Source organism: Streptomyces sp. NBC_00442 (genome assembly GCF_036014195.1).
Lineage (GTDB): Bacteria > Actinomycetota > Actinomycetes > Streptomycetales > Streptomycetaceae > Streptomyces.
The window spans coordinates 4,990,566-5,013,059 of record NZ_CP107918.1; the positions used below are offsets into that span (position 1 = coordinate 4,990,566).

Annotated in this window: 17 protein-coding genes; 11 read left to right on the forward strand and 6 right to left on the reverse strand. The window is 71.9% G+C overall.

Features of this window, described 5'->3' with window-relative positions; all coding sequences use genetic code 11:
- The first annotated feature begins 87 nt into the window (after nucleotides 1–87).
- Together recD2 and OG432_RS22330 are read left to right on the forward strand one after the other, a co-directional pair.
- Entirely contained in the window at nucleotides 88–2,310 is a 2,223-nt protein-coding gene (gene recD2 / locus OG432_RS22325) for an SF1B family DNA helicase RecD2 (protein WP_328312726.1), read from the forward strand.
- Between the two features lie 179 nt (nucleotides 2,311–2,489).
- Nucleotides 2,490–3,788 carry a citrate synthase gene (locus OG432_RS22330; protein WP_328312727.1) on the forward strand — a complete coding sequence of 433 codons (1,299 nt, stop codon included), beginning with the start codon at nucleotides 2,490–2,492 and terminating at the stop codon, nucleotides 3,786–3,788.
- Nucleotides 3,789–4,460: 672 nt separating this feature from the next.
- Here the strand turns inward: OG432_RS22330 and OG432_RS22335 are convergent.
- The 4 genes from OG432_RS22335 to OG432_RS22350 form a co-directional block, all read right to left on the reverse strand.
- Complete coding sequence (locus OG432_RS22335) at nucleotides 4,461–4,772, reverse strand: heavy-metal-associated domain-containing protein (protein ID WP_328312728.1); 312 nt, start codon at nucleotides 4,770–4,772, stop codon at nucleotides 4,461–4,463.
- A 190-nt stretch (nucleotides 4,773–4,962) separates the two neighbouring features.
- Complete coding sequence (locus OG432_RS22340; protein ID WP_267053117.1) at nucleotides 4,963–5,163, reverse strand: helix-turn-helix transcriptional regulator; 201 nt, start codon at nucleotides 5,161–5,163, stop codon at nucleotides 4,963–4,965.
- 337 nt (nucleotides 5,164–5,500) lie between these two features.
- Nucleotides 5,501–6,526 carry a Gfo/Idh/MocA family protein gene (locus OG432_RS22345; RefSeq protein ID WP_328312729.1) on the reverse strand — a complete coding sequence of 342 codons (1,026 nt, stop codon included), beginning with the start codon at nucleotides 6,524–6,526 and terminating at the stop codon, nucleotides 5,501–5,503.
- Nucleotide 6,527: 1 nt separating this feature from the next.
- Nucleotides 6,528–7,430 carry a sugar phosphate isomerase/epimerase family protein gene (locus OG432_RS22350; protein ID WP_328312730.1) on the reverse strand — a complete coding sequence of 301 codons (903 nt, stop codon included), beginning with the start codon at nucleotides 7,428–7,430 and terminating at the stop codon, nucleotides 6,528–6,530.
- Between the two features lie 129 nt (nucleotides 7,431–7,559).
- Between OG432_RS22350 and OG432_RS22355 the strand changes: the two genes are divergently transcribed.
- The 5 genes from OG432_RS22355 to OG432_RS22375 all read left to right on the forward strand — a co-directional run bounded on the left by OG432_RS22355 (nucleotide 7,560) and on the right by OG432_RS22375 (nucleotide 13,864).
- The gene (locus OG432_RS22355) at nucleotides 7,560–8,684 is read left to right on the forward strand and encodes a 5-dehydro-2-deoxygluconokinase (RefSeq protein ID WP_328312731.1); all 1,125 of its coding nucleotides are present in this window, start codon (nucleotides 7,560–7,562) and stop codon (nucleotides 8,682–8,684) included.
- Nucleotides 8,681–9,568 (forward strand): Cgl0159 family (beta/alpha)8-fold protein, encoded by an 888-nt coding sequence (locus OG432_RS22360; RefSeq protein WP_328312732.1) that lies wholly within the window; start codon nucleotides 8,681–8,683, stop codon nucleotides 9,566–9,568. Before OG432_RS22355 ends, OG432_RS22360 begins: the two co-directional genes overlap by 4 nt.
- Nucleotides 9,569–9,639: 71 nt before the next feature.
- Complete coding sequence (gene iolB / locus OG432_RS22365; RefSeq protein WP_328312733.1) at nucleotides 9,640–10,467, forward strand: 5-deoxy-glucuronate isomerase; 828 nt, start codon at nucleotides 9,640–9,642, stop codon at nucleotides 10,465–10,467.
- Nucleotides 10,422–12,347, forward strand: a complete 1,926-nt coding sequence (gene iolD, locus OG432_RS22370) for a 3D-(3,5/4)-trihydroxycyclohexane-1,2-dione acylhydrolase (decyclizing) (RefSeq protein ID WP_328312734.1) — start codon at nucleotides 10,422–10,424, stop codon at nucleotides 12,345–12,347. The genes iolB and iolD overlap by 46 nt, the downstream gene beginning before the upstream one ends.
- A 14-nt stretch (nucleotides 12,348–12,361) precedes the next feature.
- Nucleotides 12,362–13,864: a CoA-acylating methylmalonate-semialdehyde dehydrogenase gene (locus OG432_RS22375; protein ID WP_328312735.1), complete on the forward strand. Its 1,503-nt coding sequence runs from the start codon at nucleotides 12,362–12,364 to the stop codon at nucleotides 13,862–13,864.
- A 134-nt stretch (nucleotides 13,865–13,998) separates the two neighbouring features.
- Here OG432_RS22375 and OG432_RS22380 read toward each other — a convergent pair whose 3' ends face one another.
- Complete coding sequence (locus OG432_RS22380) at nucleotides 13,999–14,547, reverse strand: DUF1062 domain-containing protein (protein WP_328312736.1); 549 nt, start codon at nucleotides 14,545–14,547, stop codon at nucleotides 13,999–14,001.
- A 542-nt stretch (nucleotides 14,548–15,089) separates the two neighbouring features.
- On the opposite strand from OG432_RS22380, the gene OG432_RS22385 reads away from it, so the two are divergent.
- From OG432_RS22385 to OG432_RS22400, 4 genes are all read left to right on the forward strand, one after another.
- Nucleotides 15,090–16,487 carry an APC family permease gene (locus tag OG432_RS22385; RefSeq protein ID WP_328312737.1) on the forward strand — a complete coding sequence of 466 codons (1,398 nt, stop codon included), beginning with the start codon at nucleotides 15,090–15,092 and terminating at the stop codon, nucleotides 16,485–16,487.
- A 22-nt stretch (nucleotides 16,488–16,509) separates the two neighbouring features.
- Nucleotides 16,510–17,289, forward strand: a complete 780-nt coding sequence (locus OG432_RS22390) for a maleylpyruvate isomerase family mycothiol-dependent enzyme (RefSeq protein ID WP_328312738.1) — start codon at nucleotides 16,510–16,512, stop codon at nucleotides 17,287–17,289.
- A gap of 145 nt (nucleotides 17,290–17,434) precedes the next feature.
- On the forward strand, nucleotides 17,435–20,044 hold the full coding sequence (locus OG432_RS22395; RefSeq protein ID WP_328315197.1) for an alpha/beta fold hydrolase: 2,610 nt from the start codon (nucleotides 17,435–17,437) through the stop codon (nucleotides 20,042–20,044).
- An 8-nt stretch (nucleotides 20,045–20,052) separates the two neighbouring features.
- Nucleotides 20,053–20,925, forward strand: coding sequence for an ABC transporter permease (locus OG432_RS22400; RefSeq protein ID WP_328315198.1), 873 nt, complete (start codon nucleotides 20,053–20,055; stop codon nucleotides 20,923–20,925).
- Nucleotides 20,926–21,033: 108 nt separating this feature from the next.
- Here the strand turns inward: OG432_RS22400 and OG432_RS22405 are convergent, their stop codons facing one another.
- On the reverse strand, nucleotides 21,034–22,305 hold the full coding sequence (locus OG432_RS22405; protein ID WP_328312739.1) for an aminotransferase class I/II-fold pyridoxal phosphate-dependent enzyme: 1,272 nt from the start codon (nucleotides 22,303–22,305) through the stop codon (nucleotides 21,034–21,036).
- Nucleotides 22,306–22,494: the final 189 nt, after the last annotated feature.

The following is a 22,494-nucleotide window of genomic DNA, read 5'->3' on the forward strand; positions in this document are numbered from 1 at the left end:
CCGTACCGCGTACTCCGGTATTCCCGTACTCCCTTGCTGCGCAGACGTGTTGTCCGCATTGTCGGTGCGGGGCGGTAGCGTCGGGGCATGTCCAGTCTCACGGGTGCGGCGGTGGTGGAAGGGGTCCTGGAGAGGATCACGTACGCCAATGAGGAGAGCGGATACACCGTCGCCCGGGTCGACACCGGCCGCGGCGGCAACGACCTCCTCACGGTGGTCGGCTCGCTGCTCGGCGCGCAGCCGGGGGAGTCGCTGCGCATGGAGGGCCGCTGGGGCTCCCATCCCCAGTACGGCAAGCAGTTCACCGTGGAGAACTACACGACGGTGCTGCCCGCCACCATCCAGGGCATCCGCCGCTACCTCGGCTCCGGCCTGATCAAGGGCATCGGCCCGGTCTTCGCCGACCGCATCACCCGCCACTTCGGCCCCGACACCCTCGACATCATCGAGCAGGAGCCGGGGCGACTGGTCGAGGTCCCGGGCCTCGGGCCCAAGCGGACCAAGAAGATCGCCGCCGCCTGGGAGGAGCAGAAGGCGATCAAAGAGGTGATGGTCTTCCTCCAGGGCGTCGGGGTCTCCACCTCCATCGCCGTGCGCATCTACAAGAAGTACGAGGACGCCTCGATCTCGGTCGTGAAGAACCAGCCCTACCGGCTGGCCGCCGACGTGTGGGGCATCGGATTCCTCACCGCCGACAAGATCGCCCAGGCCGTCGGCATCCCGCACGACAGCCCGGAGCGCGTGAAGGCGGGCCTGCAGTACGCGCTGTCGCAGTCCACCGACCAGGGGCACTGCTTCCTGCCCGAGGAGCGCCTGATCGCGGACGCGGTGAAGCTGCTCCAGGTCGACACCGGGCTCGTCATCGAGTGCCTCGCCGAGCTCGTCGCCGAGGAGGGGGCCGTGCGCGAGAAGGTGCCGGGGCCCGACGGGGGCGAGCCCGTCGCCGCCGTCTACCTCGTGCCGTTCCACCGCGCCGAGCTGTCGCTTGCCGCCCAGGTGGGCCGTCTGCTGCGGACGGGCGAGGACCGGATGCCGGGGTTCGCCGGGGTCGACTGGGACAAGGCGCTCGGCTGGCTGGCCGCCCGTACCGGCGCCGAGCTCGCGCCCGAGCAGCAGGAGGCCGTGAAGCTCGCCCTGACCAGCAAGGTCGCCGTGCTCACCGGCGGCCCCGGCTGCGGCAAGTCCTTCACGGTGCGCTCGGTGGTGGAGCTGGCCCGCGCCAAGAAGGCCAAGGTCGTGCTGGCCGCGCCGACCGGGCGGGCCGCCAAGCGCCTGGCCGAGCTGACCGGAGCCGAGGCCTCCACCGTGCACCGCCTGCTCGAACTGAAGCCGGGCGGCGACGCGGCGTACGACAAGGACCGCCCGCTGGACGCGGACCTGGTGGTCGTCGACGAGGCGTCCATGCTCGACCTGCTCCTCGCCAACAAGCTCGTCAAGGCGGTGGCGCCCGGCGCCCATCTGCTGATGGTGGGGGACGTCGACCAGCTGCCCTCCGTCGGCGCGGGCGAGGTGCTGCGCGATCTGCTCGCCGAGGGCGGGCCCGTGCCCAGCGTGCGGCTCACCCGGATCTTCCGGCAGGCTCAGCAGTCCGGCGTCGTCACCAACGCGCACCGCATCAACTCCGGCTCCCCGCCGCTCACTTCGGGCCTGGACGACTTCTTCCTGTTCGTCGAGGACGAGACGGAGGACGCGGGGCGGCTCACCGTCGACGTGGCGGCCCGCCGCATCCCGGCGAAGTTCGGGCTCGACCCGCGCCGCGACATCCAGGTGCTCGCGCCGATGCACCGCGGCCCGGCCGGCGCGGGAGCCCTCAACGGCCTTCTCCAGCAGGCGATCACACCCGCCCGGCCCGACCTGCCGGAGAAGAGGTTCGGCGGACGGGTCTTCCGCGTCGGCGACAAGGTCACCCAGGTGCGCAACAACTACGAGAAGGGCAGGAACGGCGTCTTCAACGGCACCGTCGGCGTGGTCACCGCGCTCAACCTCGACGACCAGTGCCTGACGGTCCTGACGGATGAGGACGAGGAGGTGCCGTACGACTTCGACGAGCTGGACGAGCTGGCCCACGCCTACGCCGTGACGATCCACCGCTCCCAGGGAAGCGAATATCCGGCGGTCGTCATCCCGGTCACCACGAGCGCGTGGATGATGCTCCAGCGCAATCTGCTCTACACGGCCGTGACCCGGGCCAAGAAGCTCGTCGTCCTGGTCGGGTCCCGCAAGGCGATCGGCCAGGCGGTGCGCACCGTTTCCGCAGGCAGACGCTTTACCGCACTGGCTCACCGGCTGTCAGGGGGCACTTTGGTGTGAAACCGCACCCCGGACTTTCCTAACCGGGGCGAAGGGGGCAGGATGAGCAGGTTGACGGCACTGAGTGCCGTGAATAAGCCCAATGGGCGACCCCGAGTGCACTCTGCTGAGCCAAATGGGGGATGGTAGAGACAGTCAGGGCACCTCGAAGAAGAGGCACTACGTCGGTGAGGGATGACGTGAGCGAGAACGCGAACAACGCTGTAGTACTGCGGTTCGGCGATGGCGAGTACACCTACCCGGTGATCGACAGCACCGTCGGCGACAAGGGCTTCGACATCGGGAAGCTCCGAGCCCAGACCGGACTGGTCACCCTCGACAGCGGATACGGCAACACCGCCGCCTATAAATCCGCCATTACCTACCTGGACGGTGAGCAGGGCATCCTGCGCTACCGCGGGTACCCGATCGAGCAGCTCGCGGAGCGCTCGTCCTTCGTCGAGGTCGCGTACCTGCTGATCAACGGCGAGCTTCCGACCGTCGACGAGCTCTCCAGCTTCAAGGACGAGATCACCGGGCACACGCTGCTCCACGAGGACGTGAAGCGGTTCTTCGACGGCTTCCCGCGTGACGCCCACCCGATGGCGATGCTGTCGTCCGTGGTCTCCGCGCTGTCCACGTTCTACCAGGACAGCCACAACCCGTTCGACGAGAAGCAGCGTCACCTGTCCACGATCCGGCTGCTCGCGAAGCTGCCGACGATCGCGGCGTACGCGTACAAGAAGTCGATCGGCCACCCCTTCGTCTACCCGCGCAACGACCTCGGCTACGTCGAGAACTTCCTGCGCATGACGTTCTCGGTGCCGGCCCAGGAGTACGAGCTGGACCCGGTCGTCGTCTCGGCGCTCGACAAGCTGCTCATCCTGCACGCGGACCACGAGCAGAACTGTTCGACCTCCACCGTGCGTCTGGTCGGCTCCTCGCAGGCCAACATGTTCGCGTCGATCTCCGCCGGCATCAGCGCCCTGTGGGGCCCTCTGCACGGTGGCGCCAACCAGTCGGTCCTGGAGATGCTCGAAGGCATCCAGGCCAACGGCGGCGACGTCGACTCCTTCATCCGCAAGGTGAAGAACAAGGAGGACGGCGTCCGCCTGATGGGCTTCGGCCACCGGGTGTACAAGTCCTTCGACCCGCGCGCCAAGATCATCAAGGCTGCCGCGCACGACGTCCTCTCGGCCCTCGGCAAGTCCGACGAGCTGCTCGACATCGCGCTGAAGCTGGAAGAGCACGCGCTGAGCGACGACTACTTCGTCTCGCGCAACCTCTACCCGAACGTGGACTTCTACACGGGCCTGATCTACCGCGCCATGGGCTTCCCGACCGAGATGTTCACGGTCCTGTTCGCCCTCGGCCGCCTGCCGGGCTGGATCGCCCAGTGGCACGAGATGATCAAGGAGCCCGGCTCCCGCATCGGCCGCCCGCGCCAGATCTACACGGGCGAGGTTCTTCGGGACTTCGTGCCGGTCGAGGGTCGCTGAGGCGCCCCGTAACCTTCTGGTCGAGGCTCGCTGAGCCCATCTGCTGGGGGTCCGGGGGTCGTCCCCCGGGCTGACGCAGCACGGGCGAGGTTCTTCGCGACTTCGTGCCGGTCGAGGGTCGCTGAGGCGCTCCAACCTGCCGGTCGAGGGTCGCTGAGGCGCCCCGGGCATACGGAAAGCGCCCCGCTGCCAATCCCCCCACGGGTTGGCAGTCGGGGCGCTTCCCTGTTTCCCGGTGCGGATTCCCCCCACGGGATCCGAGCCGGGGGTCTAGGCGGTCTGCCGGGGTACGTACCTGTCGGTGGGCCGCTCAAAGCTCCCGACGTACGTGCCCCGGCCTACGCGTTGCCTGGAACGTCCCCCAAGACATTCCATGGACGTCCCCCAAGACATCCGTGGCATCGCACACTTAGACTCCCGACCCCTCCCGATGGTTACCTCAAAACCTCTGTGATCTAGATCTCTTTGTGGAGGTCAGGTGAAGGAACGCAACCGTAGGGTGTTGGTTACCACGAACACGGACGGGAGCGCCATAGCCGCGCCCGCGATCGTCGGATTCAGCAGGCCGGCGACGGCCGACGGCACGCTTCGGAAAGCGGGTCGGGCCGCACGGTGCCGGCGTGGAGCCGGCCGGGTGCGGCCCGACGGGAAAGCGGAGAGGGCGCGGGCCGGTCAGGCGAGGCCGACCAGTTCGTAACCCGCCTCGTCGACGGCGGCGCGCACGGCCTCCTCGGCGAGCGGGGCCGCCGAGATCACGGTGACCTCGCCGGTCGCGGCGACGGCCTTCACCGAGCCGACGCCGTCGATCTCGGAGATCTCGGCGGACACCGCGCCCTCGCAGTGGCCGCAGCTCATGCCGGAGACCTTGTAGACGGTGGTGACGGCGCCCACCTGGACGTCGGCCGCCCCGCCACCGTGGCAGGCGCCGGCGGGCGAGCAGCAGGAACCGGTCGCGGCTACGGGGGTCTCGGTCTCGGCGGTCATGGCGTTCTCCTCTTCACGGGCGTACGGATCCATGGTGCATCAGGGGCCACGGGGAGACCGTGGACGCCCTCACCCGCATCACGTTATACCCCTAGGGGGTATTAAGCGAGCCGCTTCGTGCGGGGTGTCGCCCGGTATGGGTCGAGGGAGGCGGCCGGATCCGGGGCACCCGCGGCCCGCGGTGCGCGGCTCAGCCGTCACGGCGGCCACGGTTGCCGGGGCGCCGGGCGACCCAGGTGCGGATCGTGTCCGCGAACCAGTAGGGCTTGCCGTTCTCCACGAGATCCGGCGCCGGAAGGAGTCCGTGCTTGCGGTAGGAGCGCACGGTGTCCGGCTGCACCCGGATGTGTGCGGCGATCTCCTTGTAGGACCAGAGCCTTCGGTCGGTCATGCGGCACCTCCCTGCGTACGCCGCAGCGGCGGCCGGAAGGCCGTCGGGGGAGCTGCGACGCGAGCGCTTGGCGATCACTCAGCCTGTGCCCGTTGAACGACGGAGAGTGAGGCCGAGGGCGTGCCTGTCGACCGCCTGTGACGCAAGACCCGCGTAATCGAGACATGTGTGACGGGAAGGAGACCCTTGTGACGGATGCGACGAAGAGTGAAGAAGAGTGATGAAGAAGAGGGAAGAGGAGGGAAAGAGGGCGAAGGGGGGCGAAGAAGAGGGATGAACGGCGAGGGTGCTCTCGGAGTGAATGGGGGCGGCGGGAGCCCGGCCCGGCCCCGGCGCGTCACGCGTACAGGGCGGGGCGCTCGGCCCGCTGTACGCGGACCCGCTCGCCCGAGTGCTGTGCGCGTACCCCCGCCTCGCAGACCAGCGCCGCCGCGTAGCCGTCCCAGACGCTCGCCCCCTCGGCGCGGCCCCGCCGGGTCGCGTCCACCCACGCCTGCACCTCGCGGTCGTACGCGTCGGCGAAGCGGACCGTGAAGTCCTGCGGGATCGCGCGGGCCGCGCGCCCCTCGGCCCGCGTCAGGAGTCCGCCGGCCCCGTCTGCCCCGCCGCTTCCACCGATCGACGCGGTGCCCCGCTCGCAGACCGCCTCGCACCGCACCTCGTACCCGAAGCCGCAGTTGACGAAGATCTCGACGTCGACCACCGCGCCCCCGTCCGTCTCGAACAGGACCAGCTGGGGGTCGCCGAGCCCCTCGGGCGCGTACGAGGAGGGGCGCGGGCGCAGCACCTGGACGGCGGTGATCTCCTGGCCGAGCAGCCAGCGGGTGGCGTCCGCCTCGTGCACCACCGAGTCGCGGATCAGCATCTCGGTGGTGAAGAACGACGGTGACGCCACGTTGCGGTGGCGGCAGTGCAGCATCAGGGCGCGGCCCAACTCGCCCCGCTCCAGGACGCGTTGGAGGTTCTGGTACGCGCTGTCGTACCGGCGCATGAAGCCCACCGTGGCCAGCCGGCGCCCCAGGCGCCGTTCGGCCTCCATGACGCGCAGGGTTCCGGCGGGGTCGGGGGTGAGCGGCTTCTCGCACAGGACCGGCAGACCGCGCGCGAAGGCGTCGAGCAGGGCGGCCTCGTGGGCCGGGCCCGAGGAGGCGATGAGGACGGCGTCGACGCCGGGCGCGCTCATCGCCGCTGCCGGGTCGGTGTGGACGGAGCACCCCTCGATGCCCGCGGCCACGGCGCCCGCGCGCCGCGCGTCGAGATCGGCGACGGCCGCCACGCGGGCACCGCCGGTCACCGAGTCGATGCGGCGCACGTGGTCGGCGCCCATGCGCCCGGTGCCGATGACGGCGATGCCGAGGGTCATGTCAGGCCCCGCAGGAACGCAGGAAGGCGCGGGTGCGCTCGGCGATGGGGCGGGGCTTGTCCGGGGCGCACGGATACATGTCCTGCTCGACGATCGCGAAGAGGTCGACGTTCAGGTCCTGGGCCGCGGCCAGGACCGGTTCGAGCGCGGGCACGCCGTGCGGCGGCTCGCACATCACGCCTCGCGCGACGGCCGGCCCGAACGGGGTTCCCTCGGCGCGCACGTGGGCCAGTACCTCCGGGTCCACCTGCTTGAGGTGCAGGTAGCCGATCCGCTCCCCGTACGTCTCGATCAACTTGACGCTGTCGCCGCCGCAGTACGCGTAGTGCCCGGTGTCCAGGCAGAGCGAGACCAGGTCGGAGTCGGTGGCGTGCAGGAAGCGGGCCACGTTCTCCTCGCTGTCGATGTGGGTGTCGGCATGCGGGTGCACGACGACACGCAGGCCGTAGCGGTCCCGCACCTCGCGGGCCAGGCGCTCGGTCTGACCGGCGAGATCGCGCCACTGCGCGGCCGTCAGGGTGCTGTCCTCCAGGACCTCGCCGGTCTTGTCGTCGCGCCAGAAGGACGGGATGACGACGAGGTGGCGGGCTCCGGTGGCCTGGGCCAGGGCGGCCACGTCCGCGACGTGCGCCCAGGTCTTCTCCCACACCGCGGGGCCGTGGTGGAGGCCCGTGAAGACCGTCCCCGCCGAGACGCGCAGATCGCGGGCGCCGGTCTCCTCGGCGAGGCGCGCCGGATCCGTGGGGAGATAGCCGTACGGTCCGAGTTCGATCCACCGGTAACCGGCGCCCGCGACCTCGTCGAGGAAGCGCCGCCAGGGGACCTGGCGGGGGTCGTCGGGGAACCACACGCCCCAGGAGTCGGGGGCCGAACCGATCCGGATGCGGGTCTTCGCCGTCGTCATGGGGTCAGCCTTCCGGGGGCGCGGGAGGGGTGTCAAGGCCACGTCCTAATGTAAGGACAAACATTGACAGGGGTGGGGTGGGCGGCTAGACCTGGGGCATCGGCGACCGGGCGATCCGAGGGGTTGTGCATGGACGAGGCTGCGCAGGGCGCGGGGCGGACGGTGGCCGGATCCGAGCCGCCGTACGACGTGATCACCATGGGGCGGATCGGCGTCGACCTCTACCCGCTGCAGACCGGGGTGTCGCTCGCGGAGGTCAGCTCCTTCGGCAAGTTCCTCGGCGGCTCGCCCTCCAATGTGGCGGTCGGCGCGGCCCGGCTCGGGCGCCGCGCCGCCGTGATCACACGGACAGGGCGGGACCCCTTCGGTACGTATCTCCGCGCGGAGCTGGGGGAGTTGGGAGTGGACGCGCGCTGGGTCACGCCGGTGGACGGGCTGCCCACGCCGGTCACCTTCTGCGAGGTGTTTCCGCCGGACGACTTTCCGCTGTACTTCTACCGGCTGCCCAAGGCGCCCGATCTGGAGCTGCGGGAGAAGGAGCTGGATCTCGGGGCGATCCGGGCGGCGCGGATCTTCTGGGTCACGGGGACGGGGCTCTGCGCGGAGCCGAGTCGTGGGGCGACGGTCGCGGCGTTGCGGGTGCGGGGAGATTCTTCCCCCACCCCGCCCCTTCCCGAGATCCTCCGGGGGAGCTTGTCGGGCGCGGGCCGGATGCCGGGGGAGCCGCCCCCGGACCCCCGCCTGTCCGCCGACGGGGCTGGATCTCGGCGCTTCACCGTCTTCGATCTCGACTGGCGGCCCATGTTCTGGGAGGGCTCCGGTGGGGGTGGGGCCGGTGACGCCCGTGACGTCTACCGTGAGGCCCTCGGCCTCGCCACCGTCGCCGTCGGCAACCTCGACGAGTGTGAGGTCGCCACCGGTGAGCGGGAGCCGCGGGCCGCCGCCGAGGCGCTGCTCGCCGCCGGGGTCGAGCTGGCCGTCGTCAAGCAGGGGCCCAAGGGGGTGCTCGCCGTGCACCGGGACGGCACGGTCGCCGAGGTGGCGCCGGTGCCGGTCGAGGTGGTCAACGGGCTCGGCGCGGGCGACGCGTTCGGCGGGGCGCTCTGTCACGGGCTGCTCGCCGGATGGGAGCTGGAGCGGGTCATGCGGTACGCCAACGCCGCCGGCGCCATCGTCGCGTCCCGGCTCGCCTGTTCCGCCGCCATGCCCTTCCCCGCCGAGGTCGAACGCGTCCTGGAAGGCGGCCGGGCGTGAGCGCCGGCCTCGGGCCCGCCGGGCTCGCGCGCATCCGGGCCCGCCACCCCGAAGCCGTCGCCGAGGCCGCGGGCCGCCGGGTGCGCAGACCGCTCGTGCGCGGCGACGGCGGGCGGCTGATGGTGATCGCCGCCGACCATCCGGCCCGCGGCGCCCTCGGCGTCGGCGGTGACGCGCTCGCCATGGCGGACCGGGGCGACCTGCTCGACCGGCTGCGCCTCGCCCTGTCCCGGCCCGGCGTCGACGGAGTGCTCGCCGGCGCCGACGTCCTGGAGGACCTGCTGCTGCTCGGCGCCCTCGACGACAAGGTCGTCATCGGCTCCATGAACCGCGGCGGCCTCGCCGGGGCCGCCTTCGAGATGGACGACCGCTTCACCGGACACCGTGCCCAGGACCTCGCCCGGCTCGGCTTCGACGCGGGCAAACTGCTGCTCAGGATCGACTACCAGGACCCGGGCTCCCTCGACACGCTGCACGCGGCCGCGCGTGCCGTGGATGAGATGGCCGAGCGCCGACTCCCCGTGTTCGTCGAGCCGTTCATCTGTCGTCGCAGCCACGGCACGGTCCGCAGCGATCTCTCCGCCGACGCCGTGACCCGCTCCATCGCCATCGCCTCCGGCCTGGCCGGCACCTCCGCGTACACCTGGCTGAAGGTGCCCGTCACCGAGAACCCCGACGACATGGCCCGGGTCATGGCCACCAGTACCCTGCCCGCGGTGCTCCTCGGCGGCGACATGGGGGACGACCAGGACGTCGCCTTCGAGAAGTGGCGCGGCGCGCTGCGGCTGCCCACCGTGCAGGGGCTCGTCGCGGGGCGCTCGCTGCTCTATCCCGCCGACGGCGATGTCGCGGCGGCCGTCGACACCGCCGTCGGACTGCTGTAGCCGGATTGCGGTGGCCGGACCGCCGTGGCCGGACGTCCGCTGGAGGGTAGGGATCGGGCATGGACCACGACATGGATCACGACACGCGCCCGTCGGGGCTGCTCGTGCGGGCCGGGGAGGCGGCCCGCGCCCCGTACGCCCTCGACATCGACCCGGCGCGGGCCGGCTGGGGATACTCCTCGCTGCGCGTGCTCGACCTGCCGCCCGGCGGCTCGCACCTCCTCGACAGCGGGGACAGCGAGTGGCTCGTGGTGCCGCTCGGCGGTCGCTGCACGGTGCGCGTCGACGGGCTCGACCTCGAACTGGACGGGCGCGAGGGCGTGTTCGAGGGCCCCACCGATTTCGCCTACGTGCCGCGTGACGCGCACGCCCGGATCTCCTCCGGTGCGGGAGGCCGGTTCGCGCTGACAGGAGCGCGGTGCGAGCGACGACTCCCCGCTCGCCGCGCCCCCGCGCCGGAGGTGCCCGTCGAAGCCCGCGGGTCGGGGAACACCGCCCGTACCGTGCGCAACTTCGCCGCCGCCGACGCCTTCGCGTGCGACCGCCTGATCGCCGTCGAGGTGATCACGCCGGGCGGCAACTGGTCCTCGTACCCGCCGCACAAGCACGACGAGCACCGGCCGGGCCGTGAGAGCGAGCTGGAGGAGATCTACTACTTCGCCTTCGAGCGGCCGGAGGGCTACGGCTACCAGCGGATCTCGCCGTCCCGCCCCGGCGGCGCCGACCTCCTGGCCGAGGTGCGCTCCGGAGACGCGGTGCTCGTGCCGGACGGCTGGCACGGGCCGTCGATCGCGCAGCCCGGCAACGCCATGTACTACCTGAACGTCATGGCGGGCCCGGGGCAGGAACGGGAATGGAAGATCTCCTTCCATCCCGATCACGTGGAGGGATACCAGTGACCGGTACGACGCGCCGCCTCACCACCGCGCAGGCGCTGATCGCCTTCCTGGCCCGCCAGTACACCGCGTGCGACGGCGTCAACCACCGTTTGATCGCTGCTACGTGGGGGATCTTCGGGCACGGCAACGTCGCCGGGGTCGGACAGGCGCTGCTCGAATCGGGGCGGGACGTCATGCCCTTCCACCAGGGCCGCAACGAGCAGGCCATGGTGCACGCGGCCGTCGGCTACGCCCGCCAGTCGGGCCGGCTCTCCGCCCACGCCGTGACCACCTCCATCGGCCCCGGCGCCACCAACCTGGTCACGGGCGCGGCGCTGGCCACCGTCAACCACCTGCCGGTGCTGCTGCTGCCCGGCGACACCTTCGCCACCCGCCCCGCCGACCCGGTGCTGCAACAGCTCGAAGTCCCGTACTCGGGCGACGTGTCCGTCAACGACTGTCTGCGCCCGGTCTCGCGCTACTTCGACCGCGTCGCCCGCCCCGAGGCGCTGATCCCGGCCGCCCTCAACGCGATGAGCGTCCTGGCCGACCCCGCGAACACCGGCGCGGTCACGCTCGCGCTGCCCCAGGACGTACAGGCCGAGGCGTACGACTGGCCCGAGGAGTTCTTCCGCGAGCGGGTGTGGCCGGTGCGGGCCCCGGTGCCCGACGCATCCGGACTCCGGTCTGCGGCAGAGGAGTTGAGGCAGGCGCGGCGGCCGCTGATCGTCGTGGGCGGCGGGGTGCGCCACGCCCGCGCGCAGGGCGAGCTCGACGCCCTCGCCCGGGACACCGGCATCCCGGTCGCGAGCACGCAGGCCGGCAAGGGCGCCCTCGTCCACGACCATCCGCAGGACGTCGGGGGCATCGGCCACACCGGTACGGCCGCCGCCGACGAGCTGGCCCGCACCGCCGACGTGGTGCTCGGCGTCGGCACCCGCTGGACCGACTTCACCACCGCTTCCTCGACCCTGTTCGGCGACCCGGACGTCCGGTTCGTCAACCTCAACATCCGGCCCGCCGACGCGCACAAGATGGGCGGCCGGCACCTCGTCGGCGACGCCCGCGCGGGGCTCGCCGCGCTGTACGAGGCACTGCGGGGGCATCGCGTGCCGCGGGAGTACGACGCCGAGTGCGCGCGCCTGAAGGGGGAGTGGGAGCGCCGGGTGAGCGCCGCGTACACCCCCGCGTCGGAGGCCGCGCGCCCCACCCAGGCCCAAGTCCTCGGCGTACTCGACACCTTGGTCACCGGGGACGACATCCTGATCAACGCGGCCGGCTCGCTCCCCGGCGACCTCCACCAGCTGTGGCGCACCCGCTCGCGCGACCAGTACCACGTCGAATACGGCTACTCCTGCATGGGTTACGAGATCCCCGCGGCCGTCGGCGTCGCCCTCGCGGCGCCCGGCCGGCCCGTCTGGGCGCTCGTCGGCGACGGTACGTATCTGATGAACCCCACCGAAATCGTCACCGCGGTGCAGGAGAACCTCCCCATCAAGGTGGTGATCCTCAACAACCATGGGTACGCCTCGATCGGCGGGCTCTCGCAGGCGGTGGGGGGTGAGCGGTTCGGCACGGCCTACCGGTTCAGGACACCGGAGGGGGCGTACGAGGGCGCGGCGCTGCCCGTCGACCTCGCGGCCAACGCGGCCTCGCTCGGGATGCGGGTACGGCGCGCCGACACCGTGCGTGACCTGCGGGAAGCTCTCGCGTGGGCCCGCTCGGCGGACGTGCCCGCATGTGTCTACGTGGAGACCGAAACGCCCGACACAGTGTCGGGCCCGCCCCCGTCCCAGGCGTGGTGGGATGTGCCCGTGGCCGAGACCGCGACCCGTCGGTCGGCGGTCACGGCCCGCGAGGAGTACGAACGGCACGTCACCGCCCGACGCCGCCATCTGTGAAGGAGCACTTGGACATGACGAAGACCGTCCACCACTGGATCGGTGGCAAGACCGTCGAAGGCACGTCGGGCAACTTCGGCCCGGTGACCGACCCGGCGACCGGCGCGGTCACCACGCAGGTCGCCTTCGCCTCGGCCGAGGAGGTGGACCGGGCCGTCGCCATCGCCAAGGCGGCGTACGCGACCTGGGGCACGTCCTCGCTGGCCCAGCGCACCACGGTGCTCTTCGCGTTCCGGGCGCTGCTCGACGCGAACCGCGACGCCATCGCCGAGCTGATCACCGCCGAGCACGGCAAGGTGCACTCGGACGCGCTCGGCGAGGTCGCGCGCGGTCTGGAGATCGTGGACCTGGCGTGCGGCATCACCACCCAGCTCAAGGGCGAGCTGTCCACGCAGGTCTCCAGCCGGGTGGACGTGGCCTCCATCCGCCAGCCGCTGGGCGTCGTCGCGGGCATCACCCCGTTCAACTTCCCGGCGATGGTGCCGATGTGGATGTTCCCGCTCGCCATCGCGTGCGGCAACACCTTCATCCTGAAGCCGTCCGAGAAGGACCCGTCGGCGTCGATGAAGATCGCGGAGCTGCTCGCGGAGGCGGGGCTTCCCGCGGGCGTCTTCACCGTCCTGCACGGTGACAAGGTCGCCGTCGACGGGCTGCTCGCCCACCCGGACGTGGCCGCGGTCTCCTTCGTCGGCTCGACCCCCATCGCCCGGCACATCCACACCACGGCCTCCGCCAACGGCAAGCGGGTGCAGGCGCTCGGCGGCGCCAAGAACCACATGCTGGTGCTTCCGGACGCCGATCTCGACGCGGCCGCCGACGCCGCCGTCTCGGCCGCGTACGGCTCGGCGGGCGAGCGCTGCATGGCGATCTCCGCGGTCGTCGCGGTGGGGGCGATCGGCGACGAGCTGGTGGAGAAGATCCGCGAGCGCGCCGAGAAGATCAAGATCGGCCCCGGCAACGACCCGTCCTCCGAGATGGGCCCGCTGATCACCGCGGCCCACCGCGACAAGGTGGCGTCGTACGTGAAGGGCGCGGCGGCCCAGGGCTCCACGGTCGTCCTCGACGGGTCCGACTACACGGTCGACGGCTTCGAGGACGGCCACTGGATCGGCCTGTCCCTCCTGGACCACGTGCCGACCACGGCCGACGCCTACCGCGACGAGATCTTCGGCCCGGTCCTGTGCGTGCTGCGCGCCGAGACGTACGAGGAGGGCCTCGCCCTCATCAACGCCTCCCCCTTCGGCAACGGCACCGCGATCTTCACCCGCGACGGCGGTGCGGCCCGCCGCTTCCAGCTGGAGGTCGAGGCCGGCATGGTCGGCGTCAACGTGCCGATCCCGGTGCCGGTGGGCTACCACTCCTTCGGCGGCTGGAAGGACTCGCTCTTCGGCGACCACCACATCTACGGCAACGACGGCACGCACTTCTACACCCGCGGCAAGGTCGTCACCACCCGCTGGCCCGACCCGGCGGACGGCCCCTCCGGCGTCGACCTGGGCTTCCCCCGCAACCACTGACCCCCGCCCCCGCCCTTGCCCCCCCTTGACCCCCGTCGGCCCGTGCCGGCGGGGGTTTCGGCTACCCGCTCCGACCCCACCGGGGCCCTGCCCGACGGATTGTGCCGGACAGGCCCCGGCCGTCGGGGGAAGGCTCAGCGCTTGAGCGTGAAGGTGAAGTCGCCCGAGAGCTTGCCGCTCAGCCGGACCGCCGAAACAAGGCTCCCTTCGGTGATCAGTCGCTCGACCTCGGCCCGCGCAAGGCCGCACCCTTCGGCGATCAGTCGCACGGGCCGGACAGGGATCCGCGCCGCGAAGCGGACCGAGACGTCGATCGCCTCGCGGCCCAGGTGATCCGATCCGCCGGTGTCGAGACGCCAGGCGCCGTCCCAGTCGAGGGCGATGCGATTACGGCGCTGTACGGCCGGGGCCTGGAGCAACTCGGCCGTCAGGCCGAGGTCGTTGGCGTGCAGGCGGTCCAGCAGCTCGGGCCGTACCGAGCGCACGTGCGCCCGCTCAAGGACCGTGAGCTTCGCCGTCGCCCCACACGAGGAGCAGAGCACGAGGAGCCAGACGTCGAGGAGCTTGTGGTTCGCGTTGACGCGTATCTTGCCGTTCGCCCGGAAGCGATCGGACGCGCACGTGTGGCAACGGCGGACGACGAGGGGCAGGCGGGTGGGCATGACAACCCAATGATCGAGCACAGAAGTACACCGGTTTCAGTGAGAGGACCGCAGCAGAAAGGAGCACGGCGCACAGGTGCGCCGCGCGACGAATCAGCACTCGGGGGGTCTCACACGGTGTACAACGGGACGTCCTTGCCTGGGCGACTCCGGTCGGCAGCACGGTAAGGGCGCACGGCGACGCTGATCCACCGGTTTTCCGAGCACCTCACCGCCGGGCCCGGCGGGAAGGAGCGGGCTCGCCGCGCTCGCACCCGGGGCGGCCCGAGGGCTGGCCGGGGGCCGAAGCGTCCGCACTGCGGAAAGTTGTCGACGAACTTCGATGCGGAAGCTACGGTTCCCGTACCGGCCGATCCTCGTGCCTTGACGCGTCCTTAACGCCGAAAACCGGCGCCGACGGCTGGCCGATCTTCGGATTCCGCAGGTAACCCGCTATTGACCTGCGGTTCTGCGAAGGATTGCATAACGGCACCCCGGGAGCCCCGATCCACTTCACCACCCGCCTCTGGAGGCGATACCGCTCCCGCGGACCGGACACCGCACCAGTCGATCGGAACCGCACGATGACGGAAACGCTCAGCGCCCCCCAGGCGCTCGCCCCCGCGACCGGACCCACCCCGCAAAAGCTCAAGCGGTCCATCGGCGTCGTGGGCGGCACCCTGCTCACGCTGTCCTGCGTGACCCCCGCCTCCACGCTGTTCGTCGTCGTGCCCGACCTCTTCGCCACCCTCGGCACCTACACCGCCCTCACCATCGCGATCGGCTCGCTGCTCTGTATCGCCGTCGCGTTCTGCTACTCGGAGCTGGGCACCCTCATCCCCAGCGCGGGCGGCGAGTACGCCATGGTGTCGACGATGGCGGGACGGCTCGCGGGCTGGCTGGTCTTCGTACTCTCGCTGCTCGTCGTGATGATCGTGCCGCCCGTCATCGCGATGGGCACCGCCGACTACCTCGCGCCGATCGTGCACATCCCGGCGCCGGTCGCCGGCGGCGCGGTCATGCTGCTCGCCACCCTCGCCGGCCTGCTCGACCTGCGCGCCAACGCCTGGATCACCGGCATCTTCCTGGTGCTCGAAGTCATCGCGGCCGGCGTCGTCGCCGTGCTCGGCTTCGCCCACAGCCAGCGAGGGGCCTCCGCCCTGGTGCACGGCACCGTCGCCGGTGACGGCCACACCACCTCCACGGTCACCGCGATGATGGTGGTCTCGGGACTCGCCATCGCCCTGTTCATCACCCAGGGCTTCTCGACCGCCGTCTACCTCTCCGAGGAACTGGAGCACCCGCGGCGCAACGTCGCCCGCACGGTGCTCGCCACCCTCGCCATCTCGACCGCCGTGATCCTGGTGCCCGTCATCGCCATCACGCTCGGCGCCCCCGACCTCACGGCCCTCACCAGCGGCAACCTGAGCGACATGGTCAACGCCTGGTCGAACTCCGCGGTCGGCACCTTCGTCAGCCTCTGCGTCGCCCTCGCCATCATCAACGCGGGCATCGTCATGGTCATCCAGAACTCCCGCGTCCTGTTCGCCTCCGCCCGCGACAAGGCGTGGCCCGAGCCCGTCAACCGGGGCCTGTCCCGGCTCGGCCGGTTCGGCTCCCCGTGGGTGGCCACGCTCCTCGTCGGCGTCCCCGGCGCGGCCCTGTGCTTCGTCAACCTCGACACCCTGTACGGCGTCACCGGCGTCTCCGTCACCGCCATGTACCTCCTGGTCGCCGTCGCCGCCCTGCTGTGCCGGCGCGGTGCGCACCAGCACGTCGCGGCCTGGCGGATGCCGCTGTGGCCCGCGGTGCCGGTGCTCCTCATCGCCGTACTCGCCTACATCCTCACCCAGCAGGAGACCCAGTACCTGGTGTGGACCGGCGGCGTCATGGCGGTCGCCACGCTGTACTGGGCGCTGTACCTGCGGCCGCGCCGCGACACGCGCTGGCTGGTCAGCATCCCCGAGGACGATCAGGCCTGAGGCGATGCCTAGGGTGTCGGGCATGACACTCGAACACGCGACGTACTGCGACCAAATCCTCCGTCAGAGCGCCGAGTTGAGGTCCCACCTGGCCGGCGCCGACCTGACGGCGACCGTGCCGACCTGTCCCGAGTGGACCCTGCGCGACCTCGCCGTGCACGTGGGCGGAACCCACCGCTGGTCCACCGAGATCGTCCGCACCGAGGCCACCGCCCCGTTCCCGCCGGACAAGGTGCCCGGCGCGGGCGGCCCCGACGGCGACGACCCGGCCGCCCTCGACGCCTGGCTCGCCGAGGGCGCCGAGAACTGCGCCGCCGTGCTGCGCGCGGCCGGGCCCGACCTGCCGGTGTGGTCCTGGGCGGGCCCGGCGACCAGCGTGTTCTGGGCGCGCCGGATGACCCACGAGACCCTCGTGCACCGCGCGGACGCGGCCGGCGCGGTGGGCGCCGCCTACACCGTGCCCGCCGCGGTGGGCGCCGACGCCCTCGACGAATGGTTCGACGTCCTCACCTTCGCCCGCGCGTTCCGCGCCAGTGAGGCCAAGCTCGGTGAGCCCGGCCAGTCCCTGCACCTGCACGCGAAGGACGCGGGCGTCGAATGGTTCATCGCGCTCGACGACAAGGCGTTCACCTGGCACCGGGCCGACGCGAAGGCCCATGAGAAGGCGACGGTCGCGGTGCACGGCCCCCTCGCCGACGTGCTGCGCGTCGTCTTCCGCAGGCTGCCCGCCACCACCCCGGCCGTAGAGATCCTCGGCGAGGCGGCCGTCCTCGACACCTGGCTCGCCGCGACCTCCTTCTGAACCACCGCGGTGCGGTACGCCCGCCCCTACTCCCGGTGCGGTACGCGGGCGGGCGGACGTACTCCCCGGGTACAGCAGACACCTCCACCCAGCGGCAGCTCCCGTTGTCCTCGCGGGCGCATACGGTTGGGGGATGGAGATCAGCATGCGCAGACGCCGGTGGCGGGTGGCCGCGGGGGCGGCCGCCCTCGCCGCGCTGGCCGGCGCCGGCGTCTGGAGCGCCGCCGACGCATCGGGCGCCCCCGCCGTGCACCGTGAGGACCGGGTGCTCGACATGCCCGGAGCGAAGATCGACACCTCGTTCTTCACCACGGGCAGCCCCTCGGACAAGCGGCCCGCCGTGCTGATCGGGCACGGCTTCGGGGGCAGCAAGAACGAGGTGAGGGGCCAGGCCGAACAGCTCGCGCGGGACGGCTACGCCGTCATGACGTGGTCCGCCCGCGGCTTCGGCACGTCGACCGGGCAGATCGGGCTCAACGACCCCCAGTTCGAGGTCAAGGACGTCTCGCGGCTCATCGACTGGCTCGCCAAGAGGCCCGAAGTCCGGCTCGACAAGGCGGGCGACCCGCGCGTCGGCGTGACCGGCGTGTCCTACGGCGGAGCGATCTCGCTGCTGGCCGCCGGATACGACCAGCGGGTCGACGCGATCGCCCCGGAGATGACGTACTGGAACCTGTCGGACGTCTTCTTCCCCGACGGCGTCTACAAGAAGCTGTGGGCCGGGATCTTCGTCTCGACGGCGGGCGGCTGCCAGAAGTTCGAGCCGCGGATCTGCGCCATGTACAACCGGGTCGCGACCGCCGGGCAGCCGGACACCGAGGCCGAGAAGCTCCTGGAGTCCAAGAGCCCCTCCGCCGTCGCCGACCGGATCAAGGTGCCCGCCCTGATCATGCAGGGCCAGACCGACTCGCTGTTCCCGCTCGGCCAGGCCGACGCCATGGAGAAGGCGATCGCCGCCAACGGCGCCCCGGTCTCCGTCGACTGGATCGCGGGCGGCCACGACGGCGGTGACAGCGAGAACGGCCGCACCCGGGCCCGCGTCACCCAGTGGTTCGACCGGTACTTGAAGGACGACAAGGGCGCCTCGACCGGCCCCGCCTTCCGTGTCACCCGCACCGGAGGCGTCAACACCACTGATGGATCGGCCCAGTTGCGGGGCGCCTCCGCCGGCAGCTACCCGGGCCTGGGGAGCGGACGGCGGGCGATCGCGCTCACCGGCCGCGCGCAGAGCTTCGACAACCCGCCCGGCGGCGCGCCGCCCGCGATCTCGGCGGTGCCGGGCCTCGGCTCGGGCCTGGCGGGCCTGTCCTCGCTCGGCGCCGGCCTCTCCCTCGACTTCCCCGGCCAGTACGCCGCGTTCGACTCGGCGCCCCTGGCCACCGGCGTCCACGTCACCGGCTCGCCGACCGTCAAGCTGACCGTCAAGTCCAGCGCCGACCAGGCCGTGCTCTTCGGGAAGGTGTACGACGTCGGCCCCGACGGCAAGCAGAAGGTGCTGCCCTCCCAGCTCGTCGCGCCCGTCCGCGTCGACGGAGCGAAGGACGGCAAGAGCGTCGAGCTCACCCTGCCCGCCGTCGACCACAACGTCGAGGCCGGCCACCGGCTCCGCCTGGTCGTCGCCGCCACCGACCTCGGCTTCGCCTCCCCGGCCGCGCCCGCCACGTACACCGTCTCCCTGGACGGCGGCTCCCTGAGCGTGCCCACCGTGCCCGCCCTGCGGACCGCGTCGGCGGGCCTTGCCTGGTGGGTGTGGGGGCTGCCGCTCGCCGGCGCGCTCATCGGCGCGGCGCTCCTCGTCACCCGGCGCACCCACACCCCGCCCGCCGATCCCGAACTGGCCGAAGTGCCGCTCCAGATCACCGACTTGACGAAGAAGTACGCCAAGTCCAGCGACCGGTACGCCGTACGGGACCTCTCCTTCCGCGTCGAGAAGGGCCAGGTCCTCGGCCTGCTCGGGCCCAACGGCGCCGGCAAGACCACCACCCTGCGCATGCTCATGGGGCTCATCCGGCCCGACGGCGGCGAGATCCGCGTGTTCGGCCACGCCATCCGGCCCGGCTCGCCCGTCCTGTCCCGGGTCGGCGCGTTCGTCGAGGGCGCGGGCTTCCTGCCGCACCTGTCGGGGCGCGAGAACCTGGAGCTGTACTGGGCGGCGACCGGCCGACCCGCCGGGGACTCCCGCATCGAGGAGGCCCTGGAGATCGCGGGCCTGGGCGACGCCCTCCAGCGCGCGGTCCGCACCTACTCGCAGGGCATGCGCCAGCGCCTCGCCATCGCCCAGGCCATGCTCGGCATGCCGGACCTGCTGATCCTGGACGAGCCCACCAACGGCCTCGACCCGCCGCAGATCCGTGAGATGCGCGACGTGATGATCCGGTACGCCCAGGGAGGCCGCACCGTGATCGTCTCCAGCCACCTGCTGTCCGAGGTCGAGCAGTCCTGCACGCATCTGGTGGTCATGGACCGCGGCCGTCTCGTCCAGGCCGGCCCGGTCGCCGAGATCACCGGCGGGAGCGACACGCTGCTCGTCACGACCGCCGGGCCGGTGCCCGCGGCCGTCGTCGACAAGGTGGCCGCGCTGCCCGGCATCGGCTCGGCGCTGCACACCGACGAGGGCCTCCTGGTCCGCCTCGATGGAGCCACCACCACCGAGCTCATCGCCGAACTCCTGCGCCTGGACGTCCAGTTGACGGGTGTCGGCCCGCACCGTCGTCTTGAGGACGCCTTCCTCACCCTGATCGGAGGGTCCGCGTGAGCACCCTGATGGAGTCCCCGACGGGCGGGTCCCCGGCGGCCGAGACCGCGCCCGGATACCGTCCGGGGCGCACCCTGCCGCTGCGCGTCGAGGCCGCACGGCAGCTCAAGCGCCGGCGCACCCTCGTGATGGCGGCGGTGCTCGGCGCGCTGCCCTTCGTGCTGATCGTGGCGTTCGCCATCGGCGGCACCCCGAGCAGCCGCACCGGCCGGATCACCCTGATGGACACGGCGACCGCGTCCGGCGCCAACTTCGCCGCGACCTGCCTGTTCGTCTCCGCGGGCTTCCTGCTCGTGGTCCCGGTCGCGCTGTTCTGCGGCGACACGGTGGCCTCCGAGGCGAGCTGGTCCTCGCTGCGCTATCTGCTCGCGGCGCCGGTGCCACGAGCCAGGCTGCTGTGGTCGAAGCTGGCGGTCGCGCTCGGGTTCAGCGCGGCGGCGATCGTGCTGCTGCCCCTGGTGGCGCTCGCCGCGGGGACCGCGTTCTACGGCTGGGGTCCGCTGGAGATCCCGACCGGCGGCGCACTCGGCGCGGGCCAGGCGCTGCCCCGCCTCGCGGCGGCGGTCGCCTTCGTCTTCGTGTCCCAGCTGGTCACCGCCGCGCTCGCGTTCTGGCTCTCCACGCGCACGGACGCGCCGCTCGGCGCCGTCGGCGGGGCGGTCGGCCTGACCATCGTCGGCAACGTCCTGGACGCGGTGACGGCGCTCGGCGACTGGCGCGACTTCCTGCCGGCGCACTGGCAGTTCGCCTGGGCCGACGCGCTCCAGCCGCACCTGGAGTGGGGCGGCATGCTGAGGGGCTCGGCGGTGTCCGTCGCGTACGCGCTCGTCCTGTTCGCGCTGGCGTTCCGCGGGTTCGCCCGCAAGGACATCGTGTCGTAGGGGCGGTACGGGTGCCGGTGCCCGCCGGCCCCGGATGCGCGACGGCCGCCTTCGCACCCCCCGGAGTACGGGGGCGCGAAGGCGGCCGCGGCTTCGAGCGGGGCCGGATCAGGCCGCGAGGAGCTTCTCGTACCCGACGAGCCGCACACACGCGGTGAGCCCGAGGATCGCCTGCTCCAGCTCCGCGAGGCCCGGGTAGCTGGGCGCGATGCGGATGGTGGCGTCCTTCGGGTCGTCGCCGTACGGGTGCGTCGCGCCGGCCGGGGTCAGCACGACGCCGGCCGCGCCGGCCCGCGCCACGACCTCCTTCGCGCAGCCTTCGGGCACTTCGAGGGTGACGAAGTAGCCGCCCTTGGGAAGCGTCCAGCGCGCGAGGCCGGTGCCGCCGAGCTCGCTCTCCAGGATCCGCTGGACGGTCTCGAACTTGGGCTGGAGCAGCGCGCGCTGGCGCTCCATGTGGGCCCGGACACCGTCCGCGTCGCGCAGGAACAGCACGTGCCGCAGCTGGTTGACCTTGTCGGGGCCGATCGAGCGCTTGGAGTTGTTGGCGAGCAGCCACTGCACGTTGGCGGGCGAGGAGCCGAAGAAGGCGACGCCCGCGCCCGCGGCGGTGATCTTCGAGGTGGAGCCGAAGACGAACGCGCGGTCGGCGTGACCGGCCCCGGCGCAGGCGCCGAGCAGGTCGGCGATCTCGGCGGGCTCGTCGGTGAGGTGGTGGGCGGCGTAGGCGTTGTCCCAGAAGATGCGGAAGTCGGGGGCCGCGGTCTCCATGCGGGCCAGGCGCGCCACCGTCTCGTCGCTGTAGCTGACGCCGCTCGGGTTGCTGTACTTCGGCACGCACCAGATGCCCTTGATGCCCGCGTCCTCGGCGACCAGACGCTCCACGACGTCCATGTCCGGGCCCGCGTCGGTCATCGGCACCGGGATCATCTCGATGCCGAACCGCTCGCACAGCGAGAAGTGCCGGTCGTAGCCGGGCACCGGGCACAGGAACGCCAGCCGCTCCTGGTCGACCCAGTGCGACTCGGCGCCGGGGAGGCGGCTGAGCATCGCGTGCACCAGGCAGTCGTGCATCAGCTCAAGGCTGGAGTTGCCCGCGGCGAGCAGCTGCCCGGCCGGCACCTGGAGCACCTCGGCGAAGATCTCGCGGAGCTCGGTGAGGCCCTGGAGGCCGCCGTAGTTGCGTACGTCGGTGCCGTCGGCGGAGGTCCAGCGGCCGCCGGGCAGGCTGAGCAGGTCCTCGGAGAGGTCGAGCTGCTCGGGCGCGGGCTTGCCCCGGGTGAGGTCGAGCTTGAGGCCGCGGGCGGCAAGGGCCTCGTAGTCCTTGCGGGCCTGGTCGAGCAGCCCGGCCAGGGCGTCGGAGCTCAGCTCGGTGGTCATGGTGTTTCCTCTCGCGGGGCCGCGCGCGCGTGGAACGGCTGGGGGTGGGTGCGCCGTGTCGAGCTTACAAAGCCGCCCCCGGGCGCCGGGCGGCCGGGACCTCGGACCTCGTCCTGGCGGGCCCGGACGGACGGACCCCCTTTAACTGGGGAACGATCCCCAGTTATGGTGAGGGGGACGGCGGTGGAG

Excerpts from the sequence above, each read along its gene's own strand:
- OG432_RS22375 (WP_328312735.1), top strand. The coding sequence starts at position 12,362 with ATGACGAAGACCGTCCACCACTGGATCGGTGGCAAGACCGTCGAAGGC.
- OG432_RS22395 (WP_328315197.1), top strand. The coding sequence starts at position 17,435 with ATGCGCAGACGCCGGTGGCGGGTGGCCGCGGGGGCGGCCGCCCTCGCC.
- OG432_RS22350 (WP_328312730.1), bottom strand. The coding sequence starts at position 7,430 with ATGACGACGGCGAAGACCCGCATCCGGATCGGTTCGGCCCCCGACTCC.
- OG432_RS22345 (WP_328312729.1), bottom strand. The coding sequence starts at position 6,526 with ATGACCCTCGGCATCGCCGTCATCGGCACCGGGCGCATGGGCGCCGAC.
- iolB (WP_328312733.1), top strand. The coding sequence starts at position 9,640 with ATGGATCACGACACGCGCCCGTCGGGGCTGCTCGTGCGGGCCGGGGAG.
- OG432_RS22390 (WP_328312738.1), top strand. The coding sequence starts at position 16,510 with ATGACACTCGAACACGCGACGTACTGCGACCAAATCCTCCGTCAGAGC.
- iolD (WP_328312734.1), top strand. The coding sequence starts at position 10,422 with ATGGAAGATCTCCTTCCATCCCGATCACGTGGAGGGATACCAGTGACC.
- OG432_RS22405 (WP_328312739.1), bottom strand. The coding sequence starts at position 22,305 with ATGACCACCGAGCTGAGCTCCGACGCCCTGGCCGGGCTGCTCGACCAG.
- recD2 (WP_328312726.1), top strand. The coding sequence starts at position 88 with ATGTCCAGTCTCACGGGTGCGGCGGTGGTGGAAGGGGTCCTGGAGAGG.
- OG432_RS22400 (WP_328315198.1), top strand. The coding sequence starts at position 20,053 with ATGGAGTCCCCGACGGGCGGGTCCCCGGCGGCCGAGACCGCGCCCGGA.
- OG432_RS22355 (WP_328312731.1), top strand. The coding sequence starts at position 7,560 with ATGGACGAGGCTGCGCAGGGCGCGGGGCGGACGGTGGCCGGATCCGAG.
- OG432_RS22385 (WP_328312737.1), top strand. The coding sequence starts at position 15,090 with ATGACGGAAACGCTCAGCGCCCCCCAGGCGCTCGCCCCCGCGACCGGA.
- OG432_RS22335 (WP_328312728.1), bottom strand. The coding sequence starts at position 4,772 with ATGACCGCCGAGACCGAGACCCCCGTAGCCGCGACCGGTTCCTGCTGC.
- OG432_RS22340 (WP_267053117.1), bottom strand. The coding sequence starts at position 5,163 with ATGACCGACCGAAGGCTCTGGTCCTACAAGGAGATCGCCGCACACATC.